A 21,811-nucleotide genomic window follows, 5' to 3' on the forward strand; every position below is an offset into this window, starting at 1 on the left:
GTGGGTGGACTCGCAGGTCCCCGTAATTGACTTTCCGCTTAGGAAAGTGTTTGACTTTCCATTATGGAAAATCAAACACGTGAAGACGCCGCTGCCGCCCTTGCCGCTGTTGGTGCAGCACAGGCTGATGCTGCCGCCAGGCTCGTTACGCCGTGGTGGTACCACCCCGCTCTCGGACTGCTTGCCGCGGTGTTTGTTGTCGCCTACACAATCGGCGGCACCGTGATCATGATCGGTGTCGCCGTTGTGTATTTCCTGGGCATTGGCATCCTGATGGGGGCCTACAAGGAGAAGACTGGACTCTGGATCAATGGGCTAAAGGCGGGCAAGGCCAGCTGGTGGACGGTTCCCCTCGTGTTGCTCATGATCATTTGCATGATTGGTGCCTACTACTTTCATGCCGAGAAGGGGTTCCACTGGCCAGCATGGGTGGCCGGGGCCATCGTTTTTGTGGCCGTAAACGTCTTCGGGCGGCTCTTTGACGGCGCCTTGCGCACACAGCTGCGGACCGCCGAATGACGCCCGCCCTGAACGAGGTGATCCACGCGCCTAACAGGCTGCGCATCTGTGCTTTTCTCAGCAGTGTGGAACAGGCCGAATTTGGCGTTATTCGCGACATGCTTGGCGTGGCCGATTCGGTGGCCAGCAAACAGCTCAAGGCGCTCCAAGAGGCCGGCTATGTGAGACTCACCAAGCCCACGGGCAAGGGCCGCGTGAAGACGTGGGCGTCGCTGACCGCCGAGGGCCGGGCCGCCTATGAGGATCATGTCGCGGCGCTGAAGGCACTGATCGCCGGAGTCTCGACAGGCCGGACAACCGAAGAATAACAACGACGCCGGGTGGTCACCTTTGCTGACAAAGGTGACCACCCGGCGTCGTAGTTGATCGAGAGCCGAGAAAGCTAGCCGGCCAGGCCGGCCATCCAGGCCTCAACTTCTTCGGGCTTGCGCGGAAGGGCGGCGCTCAAGTTGACCGGGCCGGTGGCGGTGATGAGGATGTCGTCCTCGATGCGGACTCCGTGGCCGCGGAACTCGGCCGGAATGGCCAGATCCTCTTCCTTGAAGTACAGGCCGGGCTCAATGGTGAAGACCATGCCTTCGGTGATGATGCCATCGAGGTAGAGCTCGGCACGGGCCTGGGCGCAGTCGTGCACGTCCATGCCCAAGTGGTGGCTGGTGCCGTGCGGCATCCAGCGGCGGTGCTGCTGGCCCTCGGGCGAGAGCGCAACCTCGGCGGCAACTGGCAGCAGGCCCCAAGCAGCCAGACGGTCTGCCAAAACCTCCATGGCTGCCGTGTGCACCTCGCGGAACTTGCGGCCCGGGACTGCCACGGCGAAGGCTGCATCGGCAGCATCCAGAACGGCCTGGTAGATCTTGCGTTGAACATCCGAGTACGTACCGTTGACGGGAATCGTGCGGGTGATGTCCGCGGTGTAGAGCGAATCAGCCTCAACGCCGGCATCAACGAGCAGCAGCTCGCCCTCGTTGACGGTTCCGGTGTTCCGGTTCCAGTGCAGCACGGTGGCATTGTTACCGCCGGCGGCGATGGTGTCATAGCCGAGCTCGTTGCCTTCTTCGCGGGCGCGGGCAAAGAATGCGCCTTCAACCACGCGCTCTCCGCGCTGGTGGGCAACCGCGCGTGGCAGGGCCCTGACGATGTCCTCGAAGCCGTTCACGGTGGCCGCGACAGCAATCTTCATCTGCTCGATTTCCCAGGCGTCCTTGATCAGGCGCAGCTCGGAAAGCGCCTCGGCCAGCTTGCCGTCCAGATCATCCAATGCGCCGAAGTCCAGGGAATCCGGGTTCTTGGCCGTGTTGTAGCGGGCAGTGTCCACGAGAGCGTCGATGTTCTCGTCAACCTTGCGCACCAAGCGGATGGACGTGCCGCCCACGGACGTCTCGCCGACGTTCTTGGTGACGGCAACCTCAAGCTCGGTAACATCGGCCGTTGGCAGACCAAGCTGGGCCTGGAATTCGGCCAGGGTGGGGCGGCGGCCAATCCAGAACTCTCCGCTGCGGGCATCGGCGTAAAACGCCTTCGTGTCCCGGCCAGCCATGGGGCGGAAGTAGAGGGTGGCGCGGTGGTGGCCGCCGTCGTCCCCGGCACCCTCGGCAACGGGGTCCATGACCAGCACGGCGTCGGGCTCGTGGTCAACGCCCAGACCGGTCAGGTGCGCGAATGCGGAGTGCGGGCGGAAACGGTAGTCGCAGTCGTTGGAGCGGACCTTCAACGGGCCGGCGGGGATGACCAGGCGTTCGGTCTTGAACTGCTCGGAGATGGCACGACGGCGGCGGGCGGCATGGTCTGCCACCTCGGCACGGGCGGGGAGTTCAGTGGACGACGGCGCCCAGCTGGAAGCCATGAAGGAACGGAAGGCGTCAGAGTCGGGCCGCTGCGAACGGTTGTTCACACGCTCCTCGAGGGGCTGATCGCTTGAGTGGTCGGGGTGCGCGGAGGATTGCTCAGTCTGGTTCACCCCTTAAGTCTCCCACCGCTTGCGCCTTGGGACAAAGAAGCACGCGGATGCAGAAGCGACGTAGGCTTGGAACGTGAGAATCGATTTGCACGCCCACTCAAATATTTCCGACGGCACCCAGCGCCCTGCCGAGCTTGTCGCCGCCGCCGCAAAGGCCCGCCTGGATGTGGTTGCGTTGACAGATCACGACACCACCGACGGCTGGGCCGAGGCCAGGGCAGCCGCGAAAGACCACGGCGTCGGCCTGATTCCGGGCATGGAAATCTCCTGCAAAACCTCACTGGGAATCAGTGTCCACCTGCTCTGCTACCTCCACGACCCCGCCAACCCGGCGCTGTTGGAGGAGATTACCAAGGCCAAGGTGGCCCGGCTGAGCCGTGCCGAACGCATGGTGGAACGCCTCGCTGAGGACTACCCGCTGAACTGGGACGACGTCAGCGCCCATGTTGCCCCCGGAGCCACGGTGGGCCGCCCGCATATTGCTGATGCCCTGGTAGCGGCGGGCATCGTGGGGGACAGGAACGAGGCTTTCGCCAGCATCCTCACCTCCCATTCGCGCTATTTCGTCAGCCACTACGCGCCGGATCCGGTGCACGCCGTGGAATTGGTCCGTGCCGCCGGCGGCGTCCCCGTGTTTGCGCACCCGCTGGCGTCGGCCAGGGGGCGTGTGGTTGCCCCGGGGATTTTTCACGACATGATCGACGCCGGATTGCTCGGTTTGGAAGTGGAGCACCGGGACAATCCGCCCGAGGGTCGCGCGTGGCTGCGCAGGCTGGCGCAGGAAACCGGCCTCTTCATGACCGGGTCCTCGGACTATCACGGGGCCGGCAAGCCCAATTTGTTGGGCGAAAATCTCACAACGCCTGGGGCGCTGGACCGCATCCTGGCCCAGGGGACAGGTTCCGCGCCGTTCCTGCCATAACGGCGAAGTATGCACCATCAGTACCCTTGTGAGGGCATAGCGGCCATGTTCAATCACGGGCACCTGTTACAGTCACAAGAGATGATTGGTTCGAAAGTGTGGCGAAAGTCCCCTTTTGAGCCGTTGTAATCCCGTTGCCGGCTGAACGTCAGCCGTTGATTTTCCGGTAGTGAAGATAAGCCTTGAAAGCACTTCACTTTGGGCCGCCTGCGCAGAAATCTCTGCTTGCCTTGGCGGCTGGTCCCGGGCGGGAAGTGCGCCTGACAGGTCCCTCACCGGATTACCTCATGCACCCTTATTTGGCGGCGCACGCTGATTGTTGGCGGAATGCCGGTGAATTCCGTCCTATCGAAGGGACAAGAATGGTGCCGAATGGCGCAGGACTTCACCAACTGGGAAGTTGGACAGTAATTGGACTATTAGTGCTGTTTTACGGCGGCACACTGCTAATGACACTGTTCATTGGCCGCAAGAATGAAAACGCTGACGGCTACATGACCGCCGGCAACAAGGTCGGTTTTGGGATATCGGCCGGAAGCATGACCGCAACATGGATCTGGGCGTCGTCAATGTACGCCTCGGCCACCTCCGGCTACACGTACGGAATATCCGGGCCCATCCACTACGGTTTGTGGGGCGCGTTGATGATCTTGTTCATCTACCCGTTTGGCAAGCGAATCCGCGCCGTCGCCCCCAAGGCCCACACCTTGGCGGAGGTCATTTACGCCCGGCACGGCAAATCAAGCCAGTTGATGCTCGCCGGCTCGAACATTGTTGGATCGATGGTGAGCATCACCTCCAACTTCATCGCCGGTGGTGCGCTGATTGCGTTGCTGTCCCCGTTTAGCTTCACCCAAGGCATCCTGTTCATCGGCGGCGGCATCCTGCTGTACTCGCTGTGGTCAGGGTTCAGGGCCTCCGTGCTCACCGACGCCGCGCAGGTCTTTGCCATGCTCGGGGCCGTGGTGATCATTATTCCGGTGGTTTTCTTTGCCGCCGGCGGCCCCGACATGTTTGTCACGGGCGCTTCGAGGTTGACGCCGCAGCAGTCCAACTTCTTCTCCTCCGACGCGTTCATGAACCAGGGTGCACCGTACATCGCGGCCGTTCTGGCCTACGCCATCGGTAACCAGACCATTGCCCAGCGGCTCTTTGCCGTACGTGAAGACCTCATCAAGAAGACCTTCGTGACGGCCACGGTTGGCTATGGCGCCACCATTATTGGGATTGGCATGATGGGTGTCATGGCCCTGTACGCCGGTATTCTTCCGCTGGATGGAGACACCAACAACCTGATCCCGCAGATGGCCGCGACCTATCTCAGCCCGGTGCTGTTGGGGATCTTCCTGATCATGATCGTGGGTGCGCTGTCCTCCACGGCTGATTCAGACCTATCTGCCATGTCTTCAATCATGATGGCCGATGTCTACGGCCAGAACATCGCCAAGGAGGGCAAGGCGAACCCCAAGACCATGCTGTTCATTGGCCGCATCACCATGATTGTGGCCACCGGCGCCGGCCTGTATTTTGCCAGCGGACAGCTAAACATCCTTGACCTGCTGGTGTTTGTCGGAGCCCTCTGGGGTGCCCTGGTGTTCCCCGTCATTGCCAGCTTCTACTGGGAAAAGATCACCAACAAGGCCTTCACCATCTCGGTGCTTGCCGCCCTCGCCTGCTTCATCCCTGTGCGGTTTGAGTGGATCTCCATGGGCGGCGCCACCGGAATCGTGGTGGATGTACTCTCCGTTGTCGGCATTGGCGTGGTCCTTGGCCTAATGGCCTTCGGGTTCTTTGGCCTCAAAACGGCCAAGATCGTGGCGGCCGTTGCCATGCTCGCGGCCGCACCATTCGCGATCGGCGTCCTGCACGATTACACGGTGCTCTCGGGCTCGCTCGTTGCCTACGCTGTCAGCACCCTGGTGTGTTACTTCATGTGCTTCCGCAACCAGGCGACCTTTGACTTCGACACCATCAAGGAGCGCATCGGCGACTTCGACAACCGGGAGGAAGCCAACCACAACACCCCCGGAACCCTTCTCGAGAAGAAAGCCTAGGCACTGTTCATGACCGTATTTTTTCTATCCCTCTATGTTCTGATCTGGCCGGTCATCGTTGCTGGCGTGCTCTACGTGCTGGGCAAAGCCTTCCTCCAGGAAATCCTGGACGCCCGGCGTGAAGGCCGACCGCTGATTTAGCGGCCACAACAAAAAACTGCCCTGCCGGTTCGTCAAGAAGATTTCTTGATGAACCGGCAGGGCAGTTTGCGTGGTGCCGGTGAGTTCTACTCGCCGGACTCCTTGGCTACCGTCTCACCGTTGCGGCGGCGGGTGCGGGTCCGGCGTGCACGCGGTGCCGCGGCCTCGGCCGAGGCCGCCACAGGGGCACTGTTTTCGGCCGGCGCGGCACTTTCGGATGATGGACGACGGCGGCTCCGGCCGCCCTCGCGCTTCTCACCTGTGCTGCTGGCGGCACGGCTTCCGCCGTCACGGCCGGACTCCTCGCGGCGCTTCTCACCGTGGCGGGCACCGGTGTGGTTGCCACCGCGGTTGGCGTTGCGGTCGCCGCCACGAGAGGAGTCCTGCTTCGGGGCGTTGCGCTTACCGGTCTCGCCCAGATCCTCCAGCACTTCGGCGTCAATGCCTGCGTGCGTGCGCTTGTCGCGCGGCAGGCGGCCCTTGGTACCGGCCGGAATATCCAGATCCGTGTAGAGGTGAGGGGAGGAGGAATACGTCTCGATGGGCTCGGGAACGCTCAAACCCAGTGCCTTGTTGACGAGGGCCCAGCGAGGCATGTCATCCCAGTCAACGAAGGTCACGGCCGTGCCCTTGTTGCCTGCGCGGCCGGTACGGCCCACGCGGTGCAGGTAGATCTTCTCGTCTTCAACGCACTGGTAGTTGACCACGTGCGTGACATCATCGACGTCGATGCCGCGAGCGGCAACGTCGGTGGCCACCAGAACGTCAACCTTGTTGTTACGGAAGGCCCGCAGGGCCTGCTCGCGGGCACCCTGACCCAGATCGCCGTGAATGGCTGCCGCAGCAAATCCGCGGTCAACCAGCTCCTCGGCCACCTTGGCTGCGGTGCGCTTGGTCTTGGTGAAGATGATGGAACGGCCACGGTCCTTGGCCTGCAGGATCCGGGCCAAAACCTCGATCTTGTCCAGGTTGTGGGCACGGTAGATGAGCTGGCGGATGTCGCGCTTGGTCAAGCCCTCGTCGTCCGGGTCAGCGGCACGGATGTGCGTGGGCTGGGTCATGTAGCGCCGTGCCATGGCAACAACCGGGCCGGGCATGGTGGCCGAGAACAACAGTGTCTGGCGAACCGGAGGAGTGCCGGCAATCAACGTTTCAACGTCGGGCAGGAAGCCCAGATCCAGCATTTCGTCGGCCTCGTCGAGGATCACGATGCGTACGTGCTTGACGTTCAGGTGGCGCTGCTTGAGCAGATCGATCAGGCGGCCGGGCGTACCAACAATAAGTTCGACACCCTTTTGCAGGGCCTCGACCTGGGGCTCGTAGGCGCGGCCACCATAAATTGTGGCGATGCGGATGCCGCGGTGCTTGGAGGCGGTGGTGAGATCTCCGGCCACCTGCACGGCAAGCTCGCGGGTGGGCACAATCACCATGGCCTGGGGGGCGCCCGGGGCGGCAAGCTTTGCAAAGCCTTCGTCCTTGGGGGCCACAATGCGGTTCAATGCCGGGATGCCGAAACCGAGCGTCTTGCCCGTTCCGGTCTTGGCCTGGCCAATGATGTCGTGCCCGGTCAACGCGATGGGCAGGGTCATGGCCTGGATCGGGAAGGGGTGGAGGATGCCGGCCTCGGTCAGGGAGGAAACGATCTCGTGGTGCACGCCAAAGCTGGCGAACGTTTCCTTTTCTTCGTGCCGGGCAGGCTCGGTGCTGCTGAGGGATCCGTCAATTTCAACGATCTCGTTGCTGTCTTCTGCCTGCAGGAGTGAATCTGCTTCAATGCTCAAATGCTTACCATTCAATTCGTCTATACAAGGTGCCGTCAGCCGGGCTCAACGCTGGCGCTTGGAAGGCCTCACGGAACGCAGGTCGGCGGCACTATCTAGGGAAGCCGATCGCGGGCTAACAAAAACTTAGCCCTCCCTTTTGTCAGAACGACGGGTTTGGGAGGAGCTGAAAAGACGCGCGTTGGGGCGGGTTTGTTGAATCAATACTTTTTAATCAACGACCGGGCATCCATGTCTACCTCTTCAGTCTAGCCGCACACCCTAACTTTGCGCTGACGGCACGAACGTTACGCTGCGCTTGGCAATATCGACAGCGGTAAGCCGTACCCGAACCACGGTTCCCGGAGTCAGGTCACCTTCGCAGTAGGCGGTCACGGCAGGGACGCTGATCTGGATGGAACTGCGGGCGGTTGCGGACTTGGAATTGTGGCCGTTGCTGCGTGGCCCGGCAAGGACGACGGCGTCAAACTCGCCTCCCACCTGGTGGCTTAGCAAGGCCGCCTCAACAGTGTCGATCGCCGCCTTGTCCACCTTGCTGGCCAGCTGGTTTGAGGCACTCATGATCTCAGGCAGTTCTGCCAGTGCCTCAACGGCCCACACCGGAACCTCTTCCTGGGCGCACAAGGCGGCGCAGAGGGACAGTACGAACCGGTCGACGAGCCTGCGCAGGGGGGCGGTGGTGTGCGCGTAAGGCGCGGCAACCGCGGCCTGCATGATTTCTTGGGGAACCGTGCCGTTGAATGGGGTGTAACCGGCGCCCCTGAACAGGCTTGCCGCCGCGTGCATCAGGGCAAGTTGCTTGGGATCCTCGGTATTGAGACTACGCAGATATTCCCCATAGGCGATGTCCTTGGTCCACGGGGTTCCCAGGGCCACGGTTTGCAGCCTGTACGTGGCGATCGATTCTTCATCCGGGGTGGGCATGGTGCGAAGGATGCCCACCTTGCCTTCGATCATGATCGTGGCAGCGGCCATGCCGGTCAGAAGAGAGATCTGGGCATTCCATTCCTCGATGGGCAGGTTGGGGCGGAAACTCAGGACGTAGCGGCCGTCGACGAATTCCACTTCCTGGCCCGGCACGTTCAGGCTGGCGCCGCCCCGGGCTCGTTCCAGGGCGATGCGCTTCGTCCCAATCTCGGCCAACAGTGCCAAGGTGTCGGCGAAAGCGGCGGGCGCAGTCCCGGCGTCGTACATTTCCTGGGCTTGTTCGTAGCCAAGCTTGGCAACACTTTTCACTGTGGCGCGGCGGACCGTGGCGGTGGTCTGTGAACCGTCAGCGGCAAGATGGATCTGCCAGACGTAGGCCGAGCGGGGATCGTTGGCGAAGAGGCTGGCGGCGCCCTCACTCATTGGAGCGGGGTGGAGGGGAATGCGTTGGCCAGGCGTGTAGATGGTTTGGCCACGTCGACGGGTCTCGGCATCGAGCGGACCACCGGCGGGGACAAAGGAGGGGACATCGGCGATGGCGTAGTGGACAATGTAGCCGTCGTCGTTGCGCTCCAGATACATGGCCTGGTCGAGGTCCTGCGAGGTGGGCGGATCGATCGTGATGAAGGGCAGCGCCGTGAGATCGGGTGCGGGCAGCTGATGGGCCGCAATGACCCGGTCAACCTCCGCCAAGACGTCAGGGGAGAACTCGCCGGGCAACTTGAACTCCTCGCTCAGGGCGGCAAGGGCTTGGGCAAGGGACTGTTCTGCGGCGCTGCTTCTGACGCCAATGTGAGAGTACGGCACCGTTTCAGCGTAAACGAATCCTGCCCGGGAACAAGGGCGGCGCGGCACGGACTATTCTGGGGGTATGAGTATTTCAGCTTCCGACGCCGATGATTCCGTTTCCGCAGGGGAATTGAGCGCCCGCTACGACAACTTTGTGGTGGATCTGCTCGGCAGCATCGCTTACGGGGAGCTTTCCGCGTTTGAGCGTTTGGCAACCGACGCGCGCCACTCGCCGTCGCTGGCCGACAGGGCGGTGCTGGGAAAAATGGCCGTGGCGGAGTATGGCCATTACGAATCCATGTGTGCACGGCTCAACGCCATGGGCATGGATCCGGAACTGGCCATGGCACCCTACCAGCGCATGGTTGATGCCTTCCACGAGCGGACCCGCCCCGCTGATTGGCACGAATCGCTCATGAAGGCCTATGTGGTTGAGACGATCACTGAAGAGTTTTACGCTGCAATTGCCGAGCACCTGGATGAGCCCACCCGTGAGGCAATTGCCCAGGTCCGCACAAGTGACGAGCAGATTGAGGTGTTGACCTCGCTGCTGAGAACCATGCTGGCCGAGGACCCGCGGCTGTCCTCGCGCTTGGCGTTGTGGGGGCGGCGCATGGTGGGGAGGCCCTGACCCAGGTGCAGCGTATCGGTGCCAAGCACAGCTTCCTCGTGGGGCTGCGCCCGGACGCCACACATGAGCAGGCTGCGGCAGAGGTATCGGCCATCCTGAGTGCGCTCACGCGAAACCACTCCAAGCGCATGAGCAAGCTGGGGCTGACGGCTTAGGCCCGACGTTTGTGCCGAAAACGGTGTCAACTCGCCAAACGCCCCACAAGATACGCCGTTCTGACGGGTTTGCCCCGTTTTCGCGGCGGGCCGCGACTACCGGCTACCGTGAGCCGTTGCGCACGTCGTTGAGGATGCGGGCCACCGTTTCGGCCAGCGACTCCTCCGCCGTGATCGGCCGCTCCTCGATTCCCGTCAATGGGTCCCAGCCGTGGTACCAGCCACGCATGGCCTTCTCGCCGAAATCGGCCTGCTTGTGGGCGCGGGTGGCATGCCGGCGAAGCGTTTCCTCGAGCGTGAGGTCATATGCGTAAAAGTGGCTGGCGCCGGCGTGGTTTTCTTGCAGCCTGCGGAAAGAGCCGCTGTATTTACTGGCGTTGAACATGCCATCGGCAATCACGCTCCTGCCGTGGTTCAGGGCCAGGGCAGCGGATTGTTCGATCAGCTCAACCGTCAGCGCCGAATAATTTCCACTTTCCCCCAGGACGGTGCGGCGGAAATAATCCTGCTCTATCCACACACCGGACAACTCCTGTTGCAGGGCGCGGGCAACAGAGCTCTTCCCGGAGCCGGAATTGCCACGCACCACAATGAGCAGGGACATGCTTCCATCCAAGCACGTGTGGCCCCGCAGGCGCACCTGGGTGCATTACGGGGCCACATGCCAGTTAGCGAACGGTGTTGCAGGGATCAGGCTGGAATCACTGCTACGGCGTCAATCTCCACGAGGAAGTCACCCAGAAATGAGCCCACCGTGGTTCGCGCCGGGTAGGGTGCCTGAACAAATTCCTCGTAGGCGGCGTTGAATCCGGCAAAATCTCGTGCCGGATCCTGGAGGTGAACGGTTGCCTTGACCACGTGCGAGAAGTCCAAACCGTGAGCGGCGAGCACGGCCGCCAGGTTTTCCATGGCGGCCCGTGTCTGCTCGCCAATCGTTTCCCCAGGGTCTCATCCGTGACGGGGTGGTGCGGTGTTTGGCCCGCGGTGTAGAGGAAACCGTTGGCGGCGATGGCCTGGGAGTATGGGCCTGCCGGAACCGGCGCCTTGTCAGTGATGATTTGTGTGCGGAGCATGGGGTTTTCCTTGATGTTCGACGGCGGTCGGGTGCGGCCGCGCTGTTGGGTGCGTCTGCCGGTGGTGGCAGGGAAGCGGATTACAAAACCTTGGAGAGGAATGCCTTGGTGCGCGCGTGCTTGGGTGAGCCAAGAACTTCTTCGGGCGGCCCGCTCTCCACCACCACGCCCATGTCCATGAAGATGACCTGGTCGGCCACCTGCCGGGCGAAGGCGAGCTCGTGGGTGACAACCACCATGGTCATGCCCTCTGCCGCGAGGTCCTTCATGACCTCCAGGACCTCTCCGACGTTCTCGGGGTCAAGGGCAGAGGTGGGCTCGTCAAAGAGCATGAGCTTGGGCTTCATGGCCAGGGCCCGGGCAATGGCGATGCGCTGCTGCTGGCCGCCGGAGAGGTCCTGCGGGTAGGAATGCCCCCGGTCGCCCAAGCCAACCCGGTCCAGCAGGACCTGGGCCTCGGTGATGACTTCCTTCTTGGGCCGGCCCAGGACGTGAACGGGAGCCTCGATGATGTTTTCCATGACCGTCATGTGCGGGAACAGATTGAAGCGCTGGAACACCATGCCCGCGGTCAGGCGGGACTTGGCGGTCTGGCTTTCCTTCTTTTCGTACAGGCGGCCGTTGCGTTCGGTGTAACCAACCAGCTGCTGATCCACGTAGAGACGGCCGGCGTCGATCTTCTCCAGGTGGTTGATGCAGCGCAGGAATGTGGTTTTGCCGGAGCCGGACGGGCCGATCAGGCAGGTCACCGTGCCTTGTTCAATTTTCAGGTCGATGCCCTTGAGGATTTCAATGGCCGCGAAGTTCTTGCGAACTCCCTGGGCCTCCACCATTGCTGTGCTCATGATGCTTTCCTTCTCTTGGGCCGGCGAACCAGGCGGGTTGCTGTGTCAAAGCCGCGACCGTAGCGCCGCTCAAGCTTGTTTTGGAAGTAGCTCAGTACGGTGGTCATGAGCAGGTACCAGAGGCTGGCCACAATGAGCAGCGGGATGGTCTGGTAGTTGAACGAGTAGATGATCTGGGCCGAGTACAGCAGGTCGGAGATGGCCAGGACGCTGACCAGGGAGGTGCCCTTGAGCATGGAGATGACCTGGTTGCCCGTGGGCGGCAGAACCACGCGCATGGCCTGCGGCAGGACAACACGCAGCATCAGCTTGCTGCGGTTCATGCCCAAGGCGCGGGCGGCGTCGTACTGGCCCTTGTCTACAGAGCTGATGCCGCTGCGGATGATCTCAGCCATGTAGGCGGCCTCGTTCAAAGCCAGGCCCAACAGGGCCGCACCGAGCGGGGAGATCAGGACGTTGGCCGAGCCGATGACCACGGAAGGTCCACCGAACGGCAAGCCCAACGCAATCACCGGGTACAGGGCTGCAACGTTGTACCAAAAAATCAACTGGACCAACAGGGGAGTGCCGCGGAAGAACCAGATGTAGGCACGGCTGAGCGTCCTCAGAATGGGGTTGCTGGACAGGCGCATGATCGCGAGCACCGTGCCGAGCAGGATGCCCACCGTCATGGAGACCACCGTCAGCATCAGCGTCAGCCCGGCGCCGCTCATGATCTCCGGGGAGAACAGGTAAGAGACGACGACGTCCCAGTGGTAGCGCTCATTGGTGGATACATCCAGGGCCGCGCTCGCGGCAACGAGGATCAGGACAATGGCGAGGGCGTTGCGGATGGGGTGGCGCAGGGGCACCACCGGGACAGAACCACCCGTTGCTGCTGGGGAACGTGGTGCGAATCAGTGGATGAAAGCGTTGGTTGTTGCTGCATGGTGTTCACCTCCTATGGGGTGGAATCTATTGGGCGAAATTGACGCGGGGATCGGCGATGGCACTGCCATCCAGGCCGTACTTCTTCAGAACTAACTGGTAGGAATCGCTTTTGACGATGTCCACCATGGCGGTGGAGACCGCCTTGACCAACCCGGACTCGATGGGCAGGCCAACCCCGACCGGGGTGAAGTCGTATTGGGAGGAAATCTCGATGGCCGGGTTGGCCTTGGCGGCAAAGTCCAGGATGGGGGAGTCGGCCAGCACCGCGTCCAGGCGGCCGCTTGTCAGGGCGGAAATGGCCTGCCGGGTGTCTTGGAATTCGCTGTCCTGAATTGGCTCCTTGCCCTCCGCCAGGCATTTCTCGTTGGCGGCAGGCACGTTGGCGGTGAGCTGGTAGGAGCCGATCAACAGCCCCACCTTCTTCCCGCACAGGGCTGCTTCCTCCGTGATGGCCCCTGGGTTGCCAACGGGCACAGCAATCGAGTTGCCCATCTGCAGATAATCCACAAAGTCCAGAACCTTCATCCTGTTTTCGGTGGGTGTCATCGAGGCAACCGTCATGTCATAGCGGCCGGCTGCCATGCCGGGAATGATCGAATCAAAGTTGGTGACCTTGATGTCAACCTTTACCCCCAGGGCCTGGCCGATCAGCCGGGCGATGTCCGGGTTGCTGCCCGTCATCTCACGGGTGCCCTCCTTGTAAAACTGGGTGGGCGGTTCGTTGGTGGGGATGGCCACCGTGAGCACTTTGGCTGCCTTGATGGAATCCGGCAGTTGCGCCGCGGCGGCTTCATTGAATGCCATGGCGGGAATGTCTGTGCCCAGTTCCGCGATGCCGTCGCTGGCCGTCGAACTTCCACACGCTGTCAGGGAGAGCAGCAGGGCTGAGGAAAGTACGACGGCGGCTGCCTTGCGGACTGCGATTGGCGTGCCCATCAGGGGGTTCCCATGTCGGCCAGGGACAATTCCGGTTCCGGGGCGGCGGCAACCTGGTTTGATTCAGCGGGGCCGGGGACAAACAATTCTCTGCGGTGGCGGATGAGCTCGCGTCCGCCTTCCTTCAGCTCTGCCACGCTGGTGACACCCAGCAGGGCCATGGTTCGGTGCATTTCAGCCTTGAACAGCTTAAGTACATGGGCAACTCCTGCCTCGCCGGCGGCCGCGAGCCCGTACAAATAGGGGCGGCCAATGGCGCATGAATCGGCACCCAGGGCCAGGGCCTTGATGACGTCAGAGCCGCGGCGGATGCCACCGTCCACAATGATTTCCATGCGCCCGTCGACGGCCGCCACCATCTCCGGAAGTACGTCCATGGGGGAGGCCATGTGGTCCAGCTGGCGGCCACCGTGGTTGCTGGCCTGGATGGCGTCGAAGCCCATGCCTGCGGCAATGGCGGCATCCTTCGGGTTGACGCAGCCCTTGAGTATGATGGGGCCGTTCCAGCGGGCGCGGATTTCCGCCAGGTCGTTCCAGTCTGTGGGTTCGTAGGCGCCGGCCAGCAGCGTGCGCCACATGTCGGGGGTGCTGGTGAGCGGACCCGTCGGACTTCTGCGTCAAGGTTGGGGAAGGCAATGGCGTCGCTGGTGATGAAGCCCAGTGCCAGCGGGGGCGCAGAGCTCCTTCAAGCACGGTCTTGGGCTTGATGGACGGCGGTGCCGTGAAGCCGTTGCGGTAGTCGCGCTCGCGGTGTCCGATGTCGCGGCAGTCAATGTTGACGATGAGTGCCTCGTAGCCGGCGTTGGACACGCGGTCCAGGACTGCCTGGAGCAAGGCCGGATCATTGGTGGGCTCCATGTTGAACCAGCGGCGCAGCCCGGGGGTTGCCTCGGAAACGGCCTCCATGGTGGTGGTGCTCAGGTGTGCCAGGCCGTATGGAACGCCTGCGGCACGTGCTGCCCGGGCCGCGGCAATCTCGCCCTGCGGGTGGAAGAGGCGGGTGCCGCCGGTGGGGGAGAGCCAGAGCGGCATGGACGAGGGGCCGCCCAGGATGGTGGTTTTCAGGCTGAGGTTTTCCACGGAGCCCCACTTGGGCATGAAGGACCAGTCGTTGTAGGACTCGATGTTGCGGCGCATGGAGGCCTCGTCCTCGCCGCCGCCCTCGATGTAGTCAAGAATGCTCTTGGGCAGGGCCTTGGCCGCCAATTTCTGCATGTCCCCAACGCTGTAGCAGCGCCTGTTCAGGCGTTCGGCAGTTGATCTCGCCGGGCCTTGGACCGAAGCCAGTGCTGTGATGTCCTTGAATTTCATCTCTGATTCCTTTTGTTGCGCTGCAGCTTCCGGGTGGCCGGCTGCTACCGAGAGAATTAGTGTGTCCCGCCTCACTCAATGGTGACGTGGATCTCCTGTCTGCTATATGTGAAAATCTCCAACAGTTCGGATCGGCTGTGATAACGTCAAGCATGGACGTTATCACAGCGATTCCGAAAACTGTTGAGATTTTCACATATAGCAGACAGGAATCCACGTCACCATTGAGTAGGCGGACACACTAATTTCTCGGTAGCAGCCCCACCCAACTGCAGCGCAACAAAAGGAATCAAGATGAAATTCAAGGACATCACAGCACTGGCTTCGGTCCAAGCCCGGCGAGATCAACTGCCGAACGCCTGAACAGGCGCTGCTACAGCGTTGGGGACATGCAGAATTGGCGGCCAAGGCCCTGCCCAAGAGCATTCTTGACTACATCGAGGGCGGCGGCGAGGACGAGGCCTCCATGCGCCGCAACATCGAGTCCTACAACGACTGGTCCTTCATGCCCAAGTGGGGCTCCGTGGAAAACCTCAGCCTGAAAACCACCATCCTGGGCGGCCCCTCGTCCATGCCGCTCTGGCTCTCCCCCACCGGCGGCACCCGCCTCTTCCACCCGCAGGGCGAGATTGCCGCGGCCCGGGCAGCACGTGCCGCAGGCGTTCCATACGGCCTGGCACACCTGAGCACCACCACCATGGAGGCCGTTCCGAGGCAACCCCGGGCTGCGCCGCTGGTTCAACATGGAGCCCACCAATGATCCGGCCTTGCTCCAGGCAGTCCTGGACCGCGTGTCCAACGCCGGCTACGAGGCACTCATCGTCAACATTGACTGCCGCGACATCGGACACCGCGAGCGCGACTACCGCAACGGCTTCACGGCACCGCCGTCCATCAAGCCCAAGACCGTGCTTGAAGGAGCTCTGCGCCCCCGCTGGGCACTGGGCTTTCATCACCAGCGACGCCATTGCCTTCCCCAACCTTGACGCAGAAGTCCCGACGGGTCCGCTCACCAGCACCCCCGACATGTGGCGCACGCTGCTGGCCGGCGCCTACGAACCCACAGACTGGAACGACCTGGCGGAAATCCGCGCCCGCTGGAACGGCCCCATCATACTCAAGGGCTGCGTCAACCGAAGGATGCCGCCATTGCCGCAGGCATGGGCTTCGACGCCATCCAGGCCAGCAACCACGGTGGCCGCCAGCTGGACCACATGGCCTCCCCCATGGACGTACTTCCGGAGATGGTGGCGGCCGTCGACGGGCGCATGGAAATCATTGTGGACGGTGGCATCCGCCGCGGCTCTGACGTCATCAAGGCCCTGGCCCTGGGTGCCGATTCATGCGCCATTGGCCGCCCCTATTTGTACGGGCTCGCGGCCGCCGGCGAGGCAGGAGTTGCCCATGTACTTAAGCTGTTCAAGGCTGAAATGCACCGAACCATGGCCCTGCTGGGTGTCACCAGCGTGGCAGAGCTGAAGGAAGGCGGACGCGAGCTCATCCGCCACCGCAGAGAATTGTTTGTCCCCGGCCCCGCTGAATCAAACCAGGTTGCCGCCGCCCCGGAACCGGAATTGTCCCTGGCCGACATGGAACCCCCTGATGGGCACGCCAATCGCAGTCCGCAAGGCAGCCGCCGTCGTACTTTCCTCAGCCCTGCTGCTCTCCCTGACAGCGTGTGGAAGTTCGACGGCCAGCGACGGCATCGCGGAACTGGGCACAGACATTCCCGCCATGGCATTCAATGAAGCCGCCGCGGCGCAACTGCCGGATTCCATCAAGGCAGCCAAAGTGCTCACGGTGGCCATCCCCACCAACGAACCGCCCACCCAGTTTTACAAGGAGGGCACCCGTGAGATGACGGGCAGCAACCCGGACATCGCCCGGCTGATCGGCCAGGCCCTGGGGGTAAAGGTTGACATCAAGGTCACCAACTTTGATTCGATCATTCCCGGCATGGCAGCCGGCCGCTATGACATGACGGTTGCCTCGATGACACCCACCGAAAACAGGATGAAGGTTCTGGACTTTGTGGATTATCTGCAGATGGGCAACTCGATTGCTGTGCCCGTTGGCAACCCAGGGGCCATCACGGAGGAAGCAGCCCTGTGCGGAAGAAGGTGGGGCTGTTGATCGGCTCCTACCAGCTCACCGCCAACGTGCCTGCCGCCAACGAGAAATGCCTGGCGGAGGGCAAGGAGCCAATTCAGGACAGCGAATTCCAAGACACCCGGCAGGCCATTTCCGCCCTGACAAGCGGCCGCCTGGACGCGGTGCTGGCCGACTCCCCCATCCTGGACTTTGCGCCAAGGCCAACCCGGCCATCGAGATTTCCTCCCAATACGACTTCACCCCGGTCGGGGTTGGCCTGCCCATCGAGTCCGGTTGGTCAAGGCGGTCTCCACCGCCATGGTGGACATCGTCAAAAGCGATTCCTACCAGTTAGTTCTGAAGAAGTACGGCCTGGATGGCAGTGCCATCGCCGATCCCCGCGTCAATTTCGCCCAATAGATTCCACCCCATAGGAGGTGAACACCATGCAGCAACAACCAACGCTTTCATCCACTGATTCGCACCACGTTCCCCCAGCAGCAACGGGTGGTTCTGTCCGCGTGGTGCCCCTGCGCCACCCATCCGCAACGCCCTCGCCATTGTCCTGATCCTCGTTGCCGCGAGCGCGGCCCTGGATGTATCCACCAATGAGCGCTACCACTGGGACGTCGTCGTCTCTTACCTGTTCTCCCCGGAGATCATGAGCGGCGCCGGGCTGACGCTGATGCTGACGGTGGTCTCCATGACGGTGGGCATCCTGCTCGGCACGGTGCTCGCGATCATGCGCTGTCCAGCAACCCCATTCTGAGGACGCTCAGCCGTGCCTACATCTGGTTCTTCCGCGGCACTCCCCTGTTGGTCCAGTTGATTTTTTGGTACAACGTTGCAGCCCTGTACCCGGTGATTGCGTTGGGCTTGCCGTTCGGTGGACCTTCCGTGGTCATCGGCTCGGCCAACGTCCTGATCTCCCGCTCGGTGCGGCCCTGTTGGGCCTGGCTTTGAACGAGGCCGCCTACATGGCTGAGATCATCCGCAGCGGCATCAGCTCTGTAGACAAGGGCCAGTACGACGCCGCCCGCGCCTTGGGCATGAACCGCAGCAAGCTGATGCTGCGTGTTGTCCTGCCGCAGGCCATGCGCCGTGGTTCTGCCGCCCACGGGCAACCAGGTCATCTCCATGCTCAAGGGCACCTCCCTGGTCAGCGTCCTGGCCATCTCCGACCTGCTGTACTCGGCCCAGATCATCTACTCGTTCAACTACCAGACCATCCCGCTGCTCATTGTGGCCAGCCTCTGGTACCTGCTCATGACCACCGTACTGAGCTACTTCCAAAACAAGCTTGAGCGGCGCTACGGTCGCGGCTTTGACACAGCAACCCGCCTGGTTCGCCGGCCCAAGAGAAGGAAAGCATCATGAGCACAGCAATGGTGGAGGCCCAGGGAGTTCGCAAGAACTTCGCGCCATTGAAATCCTCAAGGGCATCGACCTGAAAATTGAACAAGGCACGGTGACCTGCCTGATCGGCCGTCCGGCTCCGGCAAAACCACATTCCTGCGCTGCATCAACCACCTGGAGAAGATCGACGCCGGCCGTCTCTACGTGGATCAGCAGCTGGTTGGTTACACCGAACGCAACGGCCGCCTGTACGAAAAGAAGGAAAGCCAGACCGCCAAGTCCCGCCTGACCGCGGGCATGGTGTTCCAGCGCTTCAATCTGTTCCCGCACATGACGGTCATGGAAAACATCATCGAGGCTCCCGTTCACGTCCTGGGCCGGCCCAAGAAGGAAGTCATCACCGAGGCCCAGGTCCTGCTGGACCGGTTGGCTTGGGCGACCGGGGGCATTCCTACCCGCAGGACCTCTCCGGCGGCCAGCAGCAGCGCATCGCCATTGCCCGGGCCCTGGCCATGAAGCCCAAGCTCATGCTCTTTGACGAGCCCACCTCTGCCCTTGACCCCGAGAACGTCGGAGAGGTCCTGGAGGTCATGAAGGACCTCGCGGCAGAGGGCATGACCATGGTGGTTGTCACCCACGAGCTCGCCTTCGCCCGGCAGGTGGCCGACCAGGTCATCTTCATGGACATGGGCGTGGTGGTGGAGAGCGGGCCGCCCGAAGAAGTTCTTGGCTCACCCAAGCACGCGCGCACCAAGGCATTCCTCTCCAAGGTTTTGTAATCCGCTTCCCTGCCACCACCGGCAGACGCACCCAACAGCGCGGCCGCACCCGACCGCCGTCGAACATCAAGGAAAACCCCATGCTCCGCACACAAATCATCACTGACAAGGCGCCGGTTCCGGCAGGCCCATACTCCCAGGCCATCGCCGCCAACGGTTTCCTCTACACCGCGGGCCAAACACCGCACCACCCCGTCACGGATGAGACCTGGGGGAAACGATTGGCGAGCAGACACGGGCCGCCATGGAAAACCTGGCGGCCGTGCTCGCCGCTCACGGTTTGGACTTCTCGCACGTGGTCAAGGCAACCGTTCACCTCCAGGATCCGGCACGAGATTTTGCCGGATTCAACGCCGCCTACGAGGAATTTGTTCAGGCACCCTACCCGGCGCGAACCACGGTGGGCTCATTTCTGGGTGACTTCCTCGTGGAGATTGACGCCGTAGCAGTGATTCCAGCCTGATCCCTGCAACACCGTTCGCTAACTGGCATGTGGCCCCGTAATGCACCCAGGTGCGCCTGCGGGGCCACACGTGCTTGGATGGAAGCATGTCCCTGCTCATTGTGGTGCGTGGCAATTCCGGCTCCGGGAAGAGCTCTGTTGCCCGCGCCCTGCAACAGGAGTTGTCCGGTGTGTGGATAGAGCAGGATTATTTCCGCCGCACCGTCCTGGGGGAAAGTGGAAATTATTCGGCGCTGACGGTTGAGCTGATCGAACAATCCGCTGCCCTGGCCCTGAACCACGGCAGGAGCGTGATTGCCGATGCATGTTCAACGCCAGTAAATACAGCGGCTCTTTCCGCAGGCTGCAAGAAAACCACGCCGGCGCCAGCCACTTTTACGCATATGACCTCACGCTCGAGAAACGCTTCGCCGGCATGCCACCCGCGCCCACAAGCAGGCCGATTTCGGCGAGAAGGCCATGCGTGGCTGGTACCACGGCTGGGACCCATTGACGGGAATCGAGGAGCGGCCGATCACGGCGGAGGAGTCGCTGGCCGAAACGGTGGCCCGCATCCTCAACGACGTGCGCAACGGCTCACGGTAGCGGTAGTCGCGGCCCGCCGCGAAAACGGGGCAAACCCGTCAGAACGGCGTATCTTGTGGGGCGTTTGGCGAGTTGACACCGTTTTCGGCACAAACGTCGGGCCTAAGCCGTCAGCCCCAGCTTGCTCATGCGCTTGAGTGGTTTCGCGTGAGCGCACTCAGGATGGCCGATACCTCTGCCGCAGCCTGCTCATGTGTGGCGTCCGGGCGCAGCCCACGAGGAAGCTGTGCTTGGCACCGATACGCTGCACCTGGGTCAGGGCCTCCCCCACCATGCGCCGCCCCCACAACGCCAAGCGCGAGGACAGCCGCGGGTCCTCGGCCAGCATGGTTCTCAGCAGCGAGGTCAACACCTCAATCTGCTCGTCACTTGTGCGGACCGGGCAATTGCCTCACGGGTGGGGCTCATCCAGGTGCTCGGCAATTGCAGCGTAAAACTCTTCAGTGATCGTCTCAACCACATAGGCCTTCATGAGCGATTCGTGCCAATCAGCGGGGCGGTCCGCTCGTGGAAGGCATCAACCATGCGCTGGTAGGGTGCCATGGCCAGTTCCGGATCCATGCCCATGGCGTTGAGCCGTGCACACATGGATTCGTAATGGCCATACTCCGCCACGGCCATTTTTCCCAGCACCGCCCTGTCGGCCAGCGACGGCGAGTGGCGCGCGTCGGTTGCCAAACGCTCAAACGCGGAAAGCTCCCGTAAGCGATGCTGCCGAGCAGATCCACCACAAAGTTGTCGTAGCGGGCGCTCAATTCCCCTGCGGAAACGGAATCATCGGCGTCGGAAGCTGAAATACTCATACCCCCAGAATAGTCCGTGCCGCGCCGCCCTTGTTCCCGGGCAGGATTCGTTTACGCTGAAACGTGCCGTACTCTCACATTGGCGTCAGAAGCAGCGCCGCAGAACAGTCCCTTGCCCAAGCCCTTGCCGCCCTGAGCGAGGAGTTCAAGTTGCCCGGCGAGTTCTCCCCTGACGTCTTGGCGGAGGTTGACCGGGTCATTGCGGCCCATCAGCTGCCCGCACCCGATCTCACGGCGCTGCCCTTCATCACGATCGATCGCCCACCTCGCAGGACCTCGACCAGGCCATGTATCTGGAGCGCAACGACGACGGCTACATTGTCCACTACGCCATCGCCGATGTCCCCTCCTTTGTCCCGCGCGGTGGTCCGCTCGATGCCGAGACCCGTCGACGTGGCCAAACCATCTACACGCCTGGCCAACGCATTCCCCTCCACCCCGCTCCAATGAGTGAGGGCGCCGCCAGCCTCTTCGCCAACGATCCCCTCGGCCTACGTCTGGCAGATCCATCTTGCCGCTGACGGTTCACAGACCACCGCCACGGTCGCCGCGCCACAGTGAAAAGTGTTGCAAGCTTGGCTACGAACAAGCCCAGGAAATGTACGACGCCGGGACTGCGCCCGCCGCTTTCGCCGACACCTTGGCACTGTTGGCCGAGATTGGGACGAAGCGCATCGCCCTGGAACGAGCCCGGGGCGGCGCCAGCCTGAACGTGCCGGGCCAGGAAGTGGAATTCGTCGACGGCCGCTACGTCCTGAGTTTC

General features: G+C 62.4%; 24 protein-coding genes and 8 pseudogenes. 19 read left to right on the plus strand and 13 right to left on the minus strand.

Annotated elements, in window-relative coordinates; translation table 11 throughout:
• The first annotated feature begins 63 nt into the window (after nt 1-63).
• Nucleotides 64-519 carry a hypothetical protein gene (locus BLV41_RS19320; RefSeq protein ID WP_074712983.1) on the plus strand — a complete coding sequence of 152 codons (456 nt, stop codon included), beginning with the start codon at nt 64-66 and terminating at the stop codon, nt 517-519.
• Nucleotides 516-827, plus strand: coding sequence for a transcriptional regulator (locus tag BLV41_RS19325; RefSeq protein ID WP_074709437.1), 312 nt, complete (start codon nt 516-518; stop codon nt 825-827). The genes BLV41_RS19320 and BLV41_RS19325 overlap by 4 nt, the downstream gene beginning before the upstream one ends.
• 74 nt (nt 828-901) lie before the next feature.
• Here the strand turns inward: BLV41_RS19325 and BLV41_RS19330 are convergent, their stop codons facing one another.
• The gene (locus BLV41_RS19330; RefSeq protein WP_074712984.1) at nt 902-2,476 is read right to left on the minus strand and encodes an aminopeptidase P family protein; all 1,575 of its coding nucleotides are present in this window, start codon (nt 2,474-2,476) and stop codon (nt 902-904) included.
• 73 nt (nt 2,477-2,549) lie between these two features.
• Here BLV41_RS19330 and BLV41_RS19335 point away from each other — a divergent pair, with 73 nt between their 5' ends.
• From BLV41_RS19335 to BLV41_RS22345, 3 genes are all read left to right on the plus strand, one after another.
• Nucleotides 2,550-3,398: a PHP domain-containing protein gene (locus BLV41_RS19335; protein ID WP_074712985.1), complete on the plus strand. Its 849-nt coding sequence runs from the start codon at nt 2,550-2,552 to the stop codon at nt 3,396-3,398.
• A gap of 362 nt (nt 3,399-3,760) precedes the next feature.
• Nucleotides 3,761-5,452: a sodium:solute symporter family protein gene (locus BLV41_RS19340; RefSeq protein ID WP_074712986.1), complete on the plus strand. Its 1,692-nt coding sequence runs from the start codon at nt 3,761-3,763 to the stop codon at nt 5,450-5,452.
• Between the two features lie 9 nt (nt 5,453-5,461).
• Nucleotides 5,462-5,593 carry a putative transporter small subunit gene (locus tag BLV41_RS22345; protein ID WP_044578469.1) on the plus strand — a complete coding sequence of 44 codons (132 nt, stop codon included), beginning with the start codon at nt 5,462-5,464 and terminating at the stop codon, nt 5,591-5,593.
• Between the two features lie 86 nt (nt 5,594-5,679).
• Here BLV41_RS22345 and BLV41_RS19345 read toward each other — a convergent pair whose 3' ends face one another.
• Both BLV41_RS19345 and BLV41_RS19350 read right to left on the minus strand, forming a co-directional pair.
• On the minus strand, nt 5,680-7,368 hold the full coding sequence (locus BLV41_RS19345; RefSeq protein ID WP_420836176.1) for a DEAD/DEAH box helicase: 1,689 nt from the start codon (nt 7,366-7,368) through the stop codon (nt 5,680-5,682).
• A 267-nt stretch (nt 7,369-7,635) separates the two neighbouring features.
• Nucleotides 7,636-9,108, minus strand: a complete 1,473-nt coding sequence (locus BLV41_RS19350; protein WP_074709439.1) for an RNB domain-containing ribonuclease — start codon at nt 9,106-9,108, stop codon at nt 7,636-7,638.
• A 64-nt stretch (nt 9,109-9,172) separates the two neighbouring features.
• Between BLV41_RS19350 and BLV41_RS19355 the strand changes: the two genes are divergently transcribed.
• Nucleotides 9,173-9,721, plus strand: a complete 549-nt coding sequence (locus tag BLV41_RS19355; RefSeq protein WP_244516974.1) for a ferritin-like fold-containing protein — start codon at nt 9,173-9,175, stop codon at nt 9,719-9,721.
• A gap of 5 nt (nt 9,722-9,726) precedes the next feature.
• Entirely contained in the window at nt 9,727-9,876 is a 150-nt protein-coding gene (locus BLV41_RS22635) for a hypothetical protein (RefSeq protein ID WP_244516975.1), read from the plus strand.
• A gap of 103 nt (nt 9,877-9,979) precedes the next feature.
• Here BLV41_RS22635 and BLV41_RS19360 read toward each other — a convergent pair whose 3' ends face one another.
• The 8 genes and pseudogenes from BLV41_RS19360 to BLV41_RS22855 all read right to left on the minus strand — a co-directional run.
• Complete coding sequence (locus BLV41_RS19360; RefSeq protein ID WP_044578480.1) at nt 9,980-10,480, minus strand: AAA family ATPase; 501 nt, start codon at nt 10,478-10,480, stop codon at nt 9,980-9,982.
• Between the two features lie 86 nt (nt 10,481-10,566).
• The gene (locus BLV41_RS22840; RefSeq protein WP_244516978.1) at nt 10,567-10,785 is read right to left on the minus strand and encodes a RidA family protein; all 219 of its coding nucleotides are present in this window, start codon (nt 10,783-10,785) and stop codon (nt 10,567-10,569) included.
• An 83-nt stretch (nt 10,786-10,868) separates the two neighbouring features.
• Nucleotides 10,869-10,949: pseudogene (locus BLV41_RS23085) on the minus strand (RidA family protein); the annotation flags it as partial.
• 80 nt (nt 10,950-11,029) lie between these two features.
• The gene (locus tag BLV41_RS19370; protein ID WP_074709443.1) at nt 11,030-11,794 is read right to left on the minus strand and encodes an amino acid ABC transporter ATP-binding protein; all 765 of its coding nucleotides are present in this window, start codon (nt 11,792-11,794) and stop codon (nt 11,030-11,032) included.
• Nucleotides 11,791-12,648, minus strand: coding sequence for an amino acid ABC transporter permease (locus BLV41_RS19375; protein ID WP_083360877.1), 858 nt, complete (start codon nt 12,646-12,648; stop codon nt 11,791-11,793). Before BLV41_RS19375 ends, BLV41_RS19370 begins: the two co-directional genes overlap by 4 nt.
• 100 nt (nt 12,649-12,748) lie before the next feature.
• Nucleotides 12,749-13,660: an ABC transporter substrate-binding protein gene (locus BLV41_RS19380; protein ID WP_074709447.1), complete on the minus strand. Its 912-nt coding sequence runs from the start codon at nt 13,658-13,660 to the stop codon at nt 12,749-12,751.
• Nucleotides 13,660-14,238, minus strand: coding sequence for an alpha-hydroxy-acid oxidizing protein (locus BLV41_RS22850; RefSeq protein ID WP_280138641.1), 579 nt, complete (start codon nt 14,236-14,238; stop codon nt 13,660-13,662). Before BLV41_RS22850 ends, BLV41_RS19380 begins: the two co-directional genes overlap by 1 nt.
• Before the next feature lie 91 nt (nt 14,239-14,329).
• Nucleotides 14,330-14,971: pseudogene (locus BLV41_RS22855) on the minus strand (alpha-hydroxy acid oxidase); the annotation flags it as partial.
• Between the two features lie 397 nt (nt 14,972-15,368).
• On the opposite strand from BLV41_RS22855, the gene BLV41_RS22860 reads away from it, so the two are divergent.
• From BLV41_RS22860 to BLV41_RS22870, 11 genes and pseudogenes are all read left to right on the plus strand, one after another.
• The gene (locus BLV41_RS22860) at nt 15,369-15,731 is read left to right on the plus strand and encodes an alpha-hydroxy-acid oxidizing protein (RefSeq protein WP_170835388.1); all 363 of its coding nucleotides are present in this window, start codon (nt 15,369-15,371) and stop codon (nt 15,729-15,731) included.
• Nucleotides 15,715-15,957, plus strand: coding sequence for an alpha-hydroxy-acid oxidizing protein (locus tag BLV41_RS22865; protein ID WP_170835389.1), 243 nt, complete (start codon nt 15,715-15,717; stop codon nt 15,955-15,957). Before BLV41_RS22860 ends, BLV41_RS22865 begins: the two co-directional genes overlap by 17 nt.
• 42 nt (nt 15,958-15,999) lie before the next feature.
• A complete protein-coding gene (locus BLV41_RS22355; protein ID WP_211481643.1) occupies nt 16,000-16,719 on the plus strand; it encodes an alpha-hydroxy-acid oxidizing protein in 720 nt (239 codons plus the stop codon).
• Nucleotides 16,706-17,104, plus strand: coding sequence for a transporter substrate-binding domain-containing protein (locus tag BLV41_RS22360; protein ID WP_074712987.1), 399 nt, complete (start codon nt 16,706-16,708; stop codon nt 17,102-17,104). Before BLV41_RS22355 ends, BLV41_RS22360 begins: the two co-directional genes overlap by 14 nt.
• Nucleotides 17,105-18,039: 935 nt before the next feature.
• Nucleotides 18,040-18,102 (plus strand): annotated as a pseudogene (locus tag BLV41_RS22955) (hypothetical protein); the annotation flags it as partial.
• 97 nt (nt 18,103-18,199) lie between these two features.
• On the plus strand, nt 18,200-18,439 hold the full coding sequence (locus BLV41_RS22650) for a hypothetical protein (RefSeq protein ID WP_244516977.1): 240 nt from the start codon (nt 18,200-18,202) through the stop codon (nt 18,437-18,439).
• A pseudogene (locus BLV41_RS19405) lies at nt 18,436-19,197 on the plus strand (amino acid ABC transporter ATP-binding protein). The gene BLV41_RS22650 and the pseudogene BLV41_RS19405 overlap by 4 nt, the downstream one beginning before the upstream one ends.
• 80 nt (nt 19,198-19,277) lie before the next feature.
• A pseudogene (locus tag BLV41_RS22960) lies at nt 19,278-19,355 on the plus strand (RidA family protein); the annotation flags it as partial.
• A gap of 86 nt (nt 19,356-19,441) precedes the next feature.
• A complete protein-coding gene (locus tag BLV41_RS22655; protein ID WP_244516978.1) occupies nt 19,442-19,660 on the plus strand; it encodes a RidA family protein in 219 nt (72 codons plus the stop codon).
• Between the two features lie 86 nt (nt 19,661-19,746).
• Nucleotides 19,747-19,959: pseudogene (locus BLV41_RS23090) on the plus strand (AAA family ATPase); the annotation flags it as partial.
• A 160-nt stretch (nt 19,960-20,119) separates the two neighbouring features.
• A complete protein-coding gene (locus tag BLV41_RS22870; RefSeq protein ID WP_280138642.1) occupies nt 20,120-20,245 on the plus strand; it encodes a P-loop NTPase family protein in 126 nt (41 codons plus the stop codon).
• 157 nt (nt 20,246-20,402) lie between these two features.
• Here the strand turns inward: BLV41_RS22870 and BLV41_RS23095 are convergent.
• Nucleotides 20,403-20,923 (minus strand): annotated as a pseudogene (locus BLV41_RS23095) (ferritin-like fold-containing protein).
• Between the two features lie 176 nt (nt 20,924-21,099).
• Nucleotides 21,100-21,258: a hypothetical protein gene (locus BLV41_RS22185; protein WP_170835505.1), complete on the minus strand. Its 159-nt coding sequence runs from the start codon at nt 21,256-21,258 to the stop codon at nt 21,100-21,102.
• 59 nt (nt 21,259-21,317) lie between these two features.
• Between BLV41_RS22185 and BLV41_RS19425 the strand changes: the two are divergent.
• A pseudogene (locus tag BLV41_RS19425) lies at nt 21,318-21,569 on the plus strand (RNB domain-containing ribonuclease); the annotation flags it as partial.
• Nucleotides 21,570-21,811 lie beyond the last annotated feature (242 nt).

Origin of the sequence: Arthrobacter alpinus, from assembly GCF_900105965.1 — a bacterium.
Classification (GTDB): Bacteria; Actinomycetota; Actinomycetes; order Actinomycetales; family Micrococcaceae; genus Specibacter; species Specibacter alpinus.

Excerpts from the sequence above, each read along its gene's own strand:
- BLV41_RS19325 (WP_074709437.1), top strand. The coding sequence starts at position 516 with ATGACGCCCGCCCTGAACGAGGTGATCCACGCGCCTAACAGGCTGCGC.
- BLV41_RS19320 (WP_074712983.1), top strand. The coding sequence starts at position 64 with ATGGAAAATCAAACACGTGAAGACGCCGCTGCCGCCCTTGCCGCTGTT.
- BLV41_RS22345 (WP_044578469.1), top strand. The coding sequence starts at position 5,462 with ATGACCGTATTTTTTCTATCCCTCTATGTTCTGATCTGGCCGGTCATC.
- BLV41_RS19360 (WP_044578480.1), bottom strand. The coding sequence starts at position 10,480 with ATGTCCCTGCTCATTGTGGTGCGTGGCAATTCCGGCTCCGGGAAGAGC.
- BLV41_RS22870 (WP_280138642.1), top strand. The coding sequence starts at position 20,120 with ATGCGTGGCTGGTACCACGGCTGGGACCCATTGACGGGAATCGAGGAG.
- BLV41_RS22185 (WP_170835505.1), bottom strand. The coding sequence starts at position 21,258 with ATGGGCCGCAATGACCCGGTCAACCTCCGCCAAGACGTCAGGGGAGAA.
- BLV41_RS19340 (WP_074712986.1), top strand. The coding sequence starts at position 3,761 with ATGGTGCCGAATGGCGCAGGACTTCACCAACTGGGAAGTTGGACAGTA.
- BLV41_RS22650 (WP_244516977.1), top strand. The coding sequence starts at position 18,200 with ATGCTCAAGGGCACCTCCCTGGTCAGCGTCCTGGCCATCTCCGACCTG.
- BLV41_RS19355 (WP_244516974.1), top strand. The coding sequence starts at position 9,173 with ATGAGTATTTCAGCTTCCGACGCCGATGATTCCGTTTCCGCAGGGGAA.
- BLV41_RS19370 (WP_074709443.1), bottom strand. The coding sequence starts at position 11,794 with ATGAGCACAGCAATGGTGGAGGCCCAGGGAGTTCGCAAGAACTTCGCG.
- BLV41_RS22360 (WP_074712987.1), top strand. The coding sequence starts at position 16,706 with ATGGCATTCAATGAAGCCGCCGCGGCGCAACTGCCGGATTCCATCAAG.
- BLV41_RS22840 (WP_244516978.1), bottom strand. The coding sequence starts at position 10,785 with ATGGAAAACCTGGCGGCCGTGCTCGCCGCTCACGGTTTGGACTTCTCG.
- BLV41_RS22865 (WP_170835389.1), top strand. The coding sequence starts at position 15,715 with ATGGAGCCCACCAATGATCCGGCCTTGCTCCAGGCAGTCCTGGACCGC.
- BLV41_RS19380 (WP_074709447.1), bottom strand. The coding sequence starts at position 13,660 with ATGGGCACGCCAATCGCAGTCCGCAAGGCAGCCGCCGTCGTACTTTCC.
- BLV41_RS22655 (WP_244516978.1), top strand. The coding sequence starts at position 19,442 with ATGGAAAACCTGGCGGCCGTGCTCGCCGCTCACGGTTTGGACTTCTCG.
- BLV41_RS22850 (WP_280138641.1), bottom strand. The coding sequence starts at position 14,238 with ATGTGGCGCACGCTGCTGGCCGGCGCCTACGAACCCACAGACTGGAAC.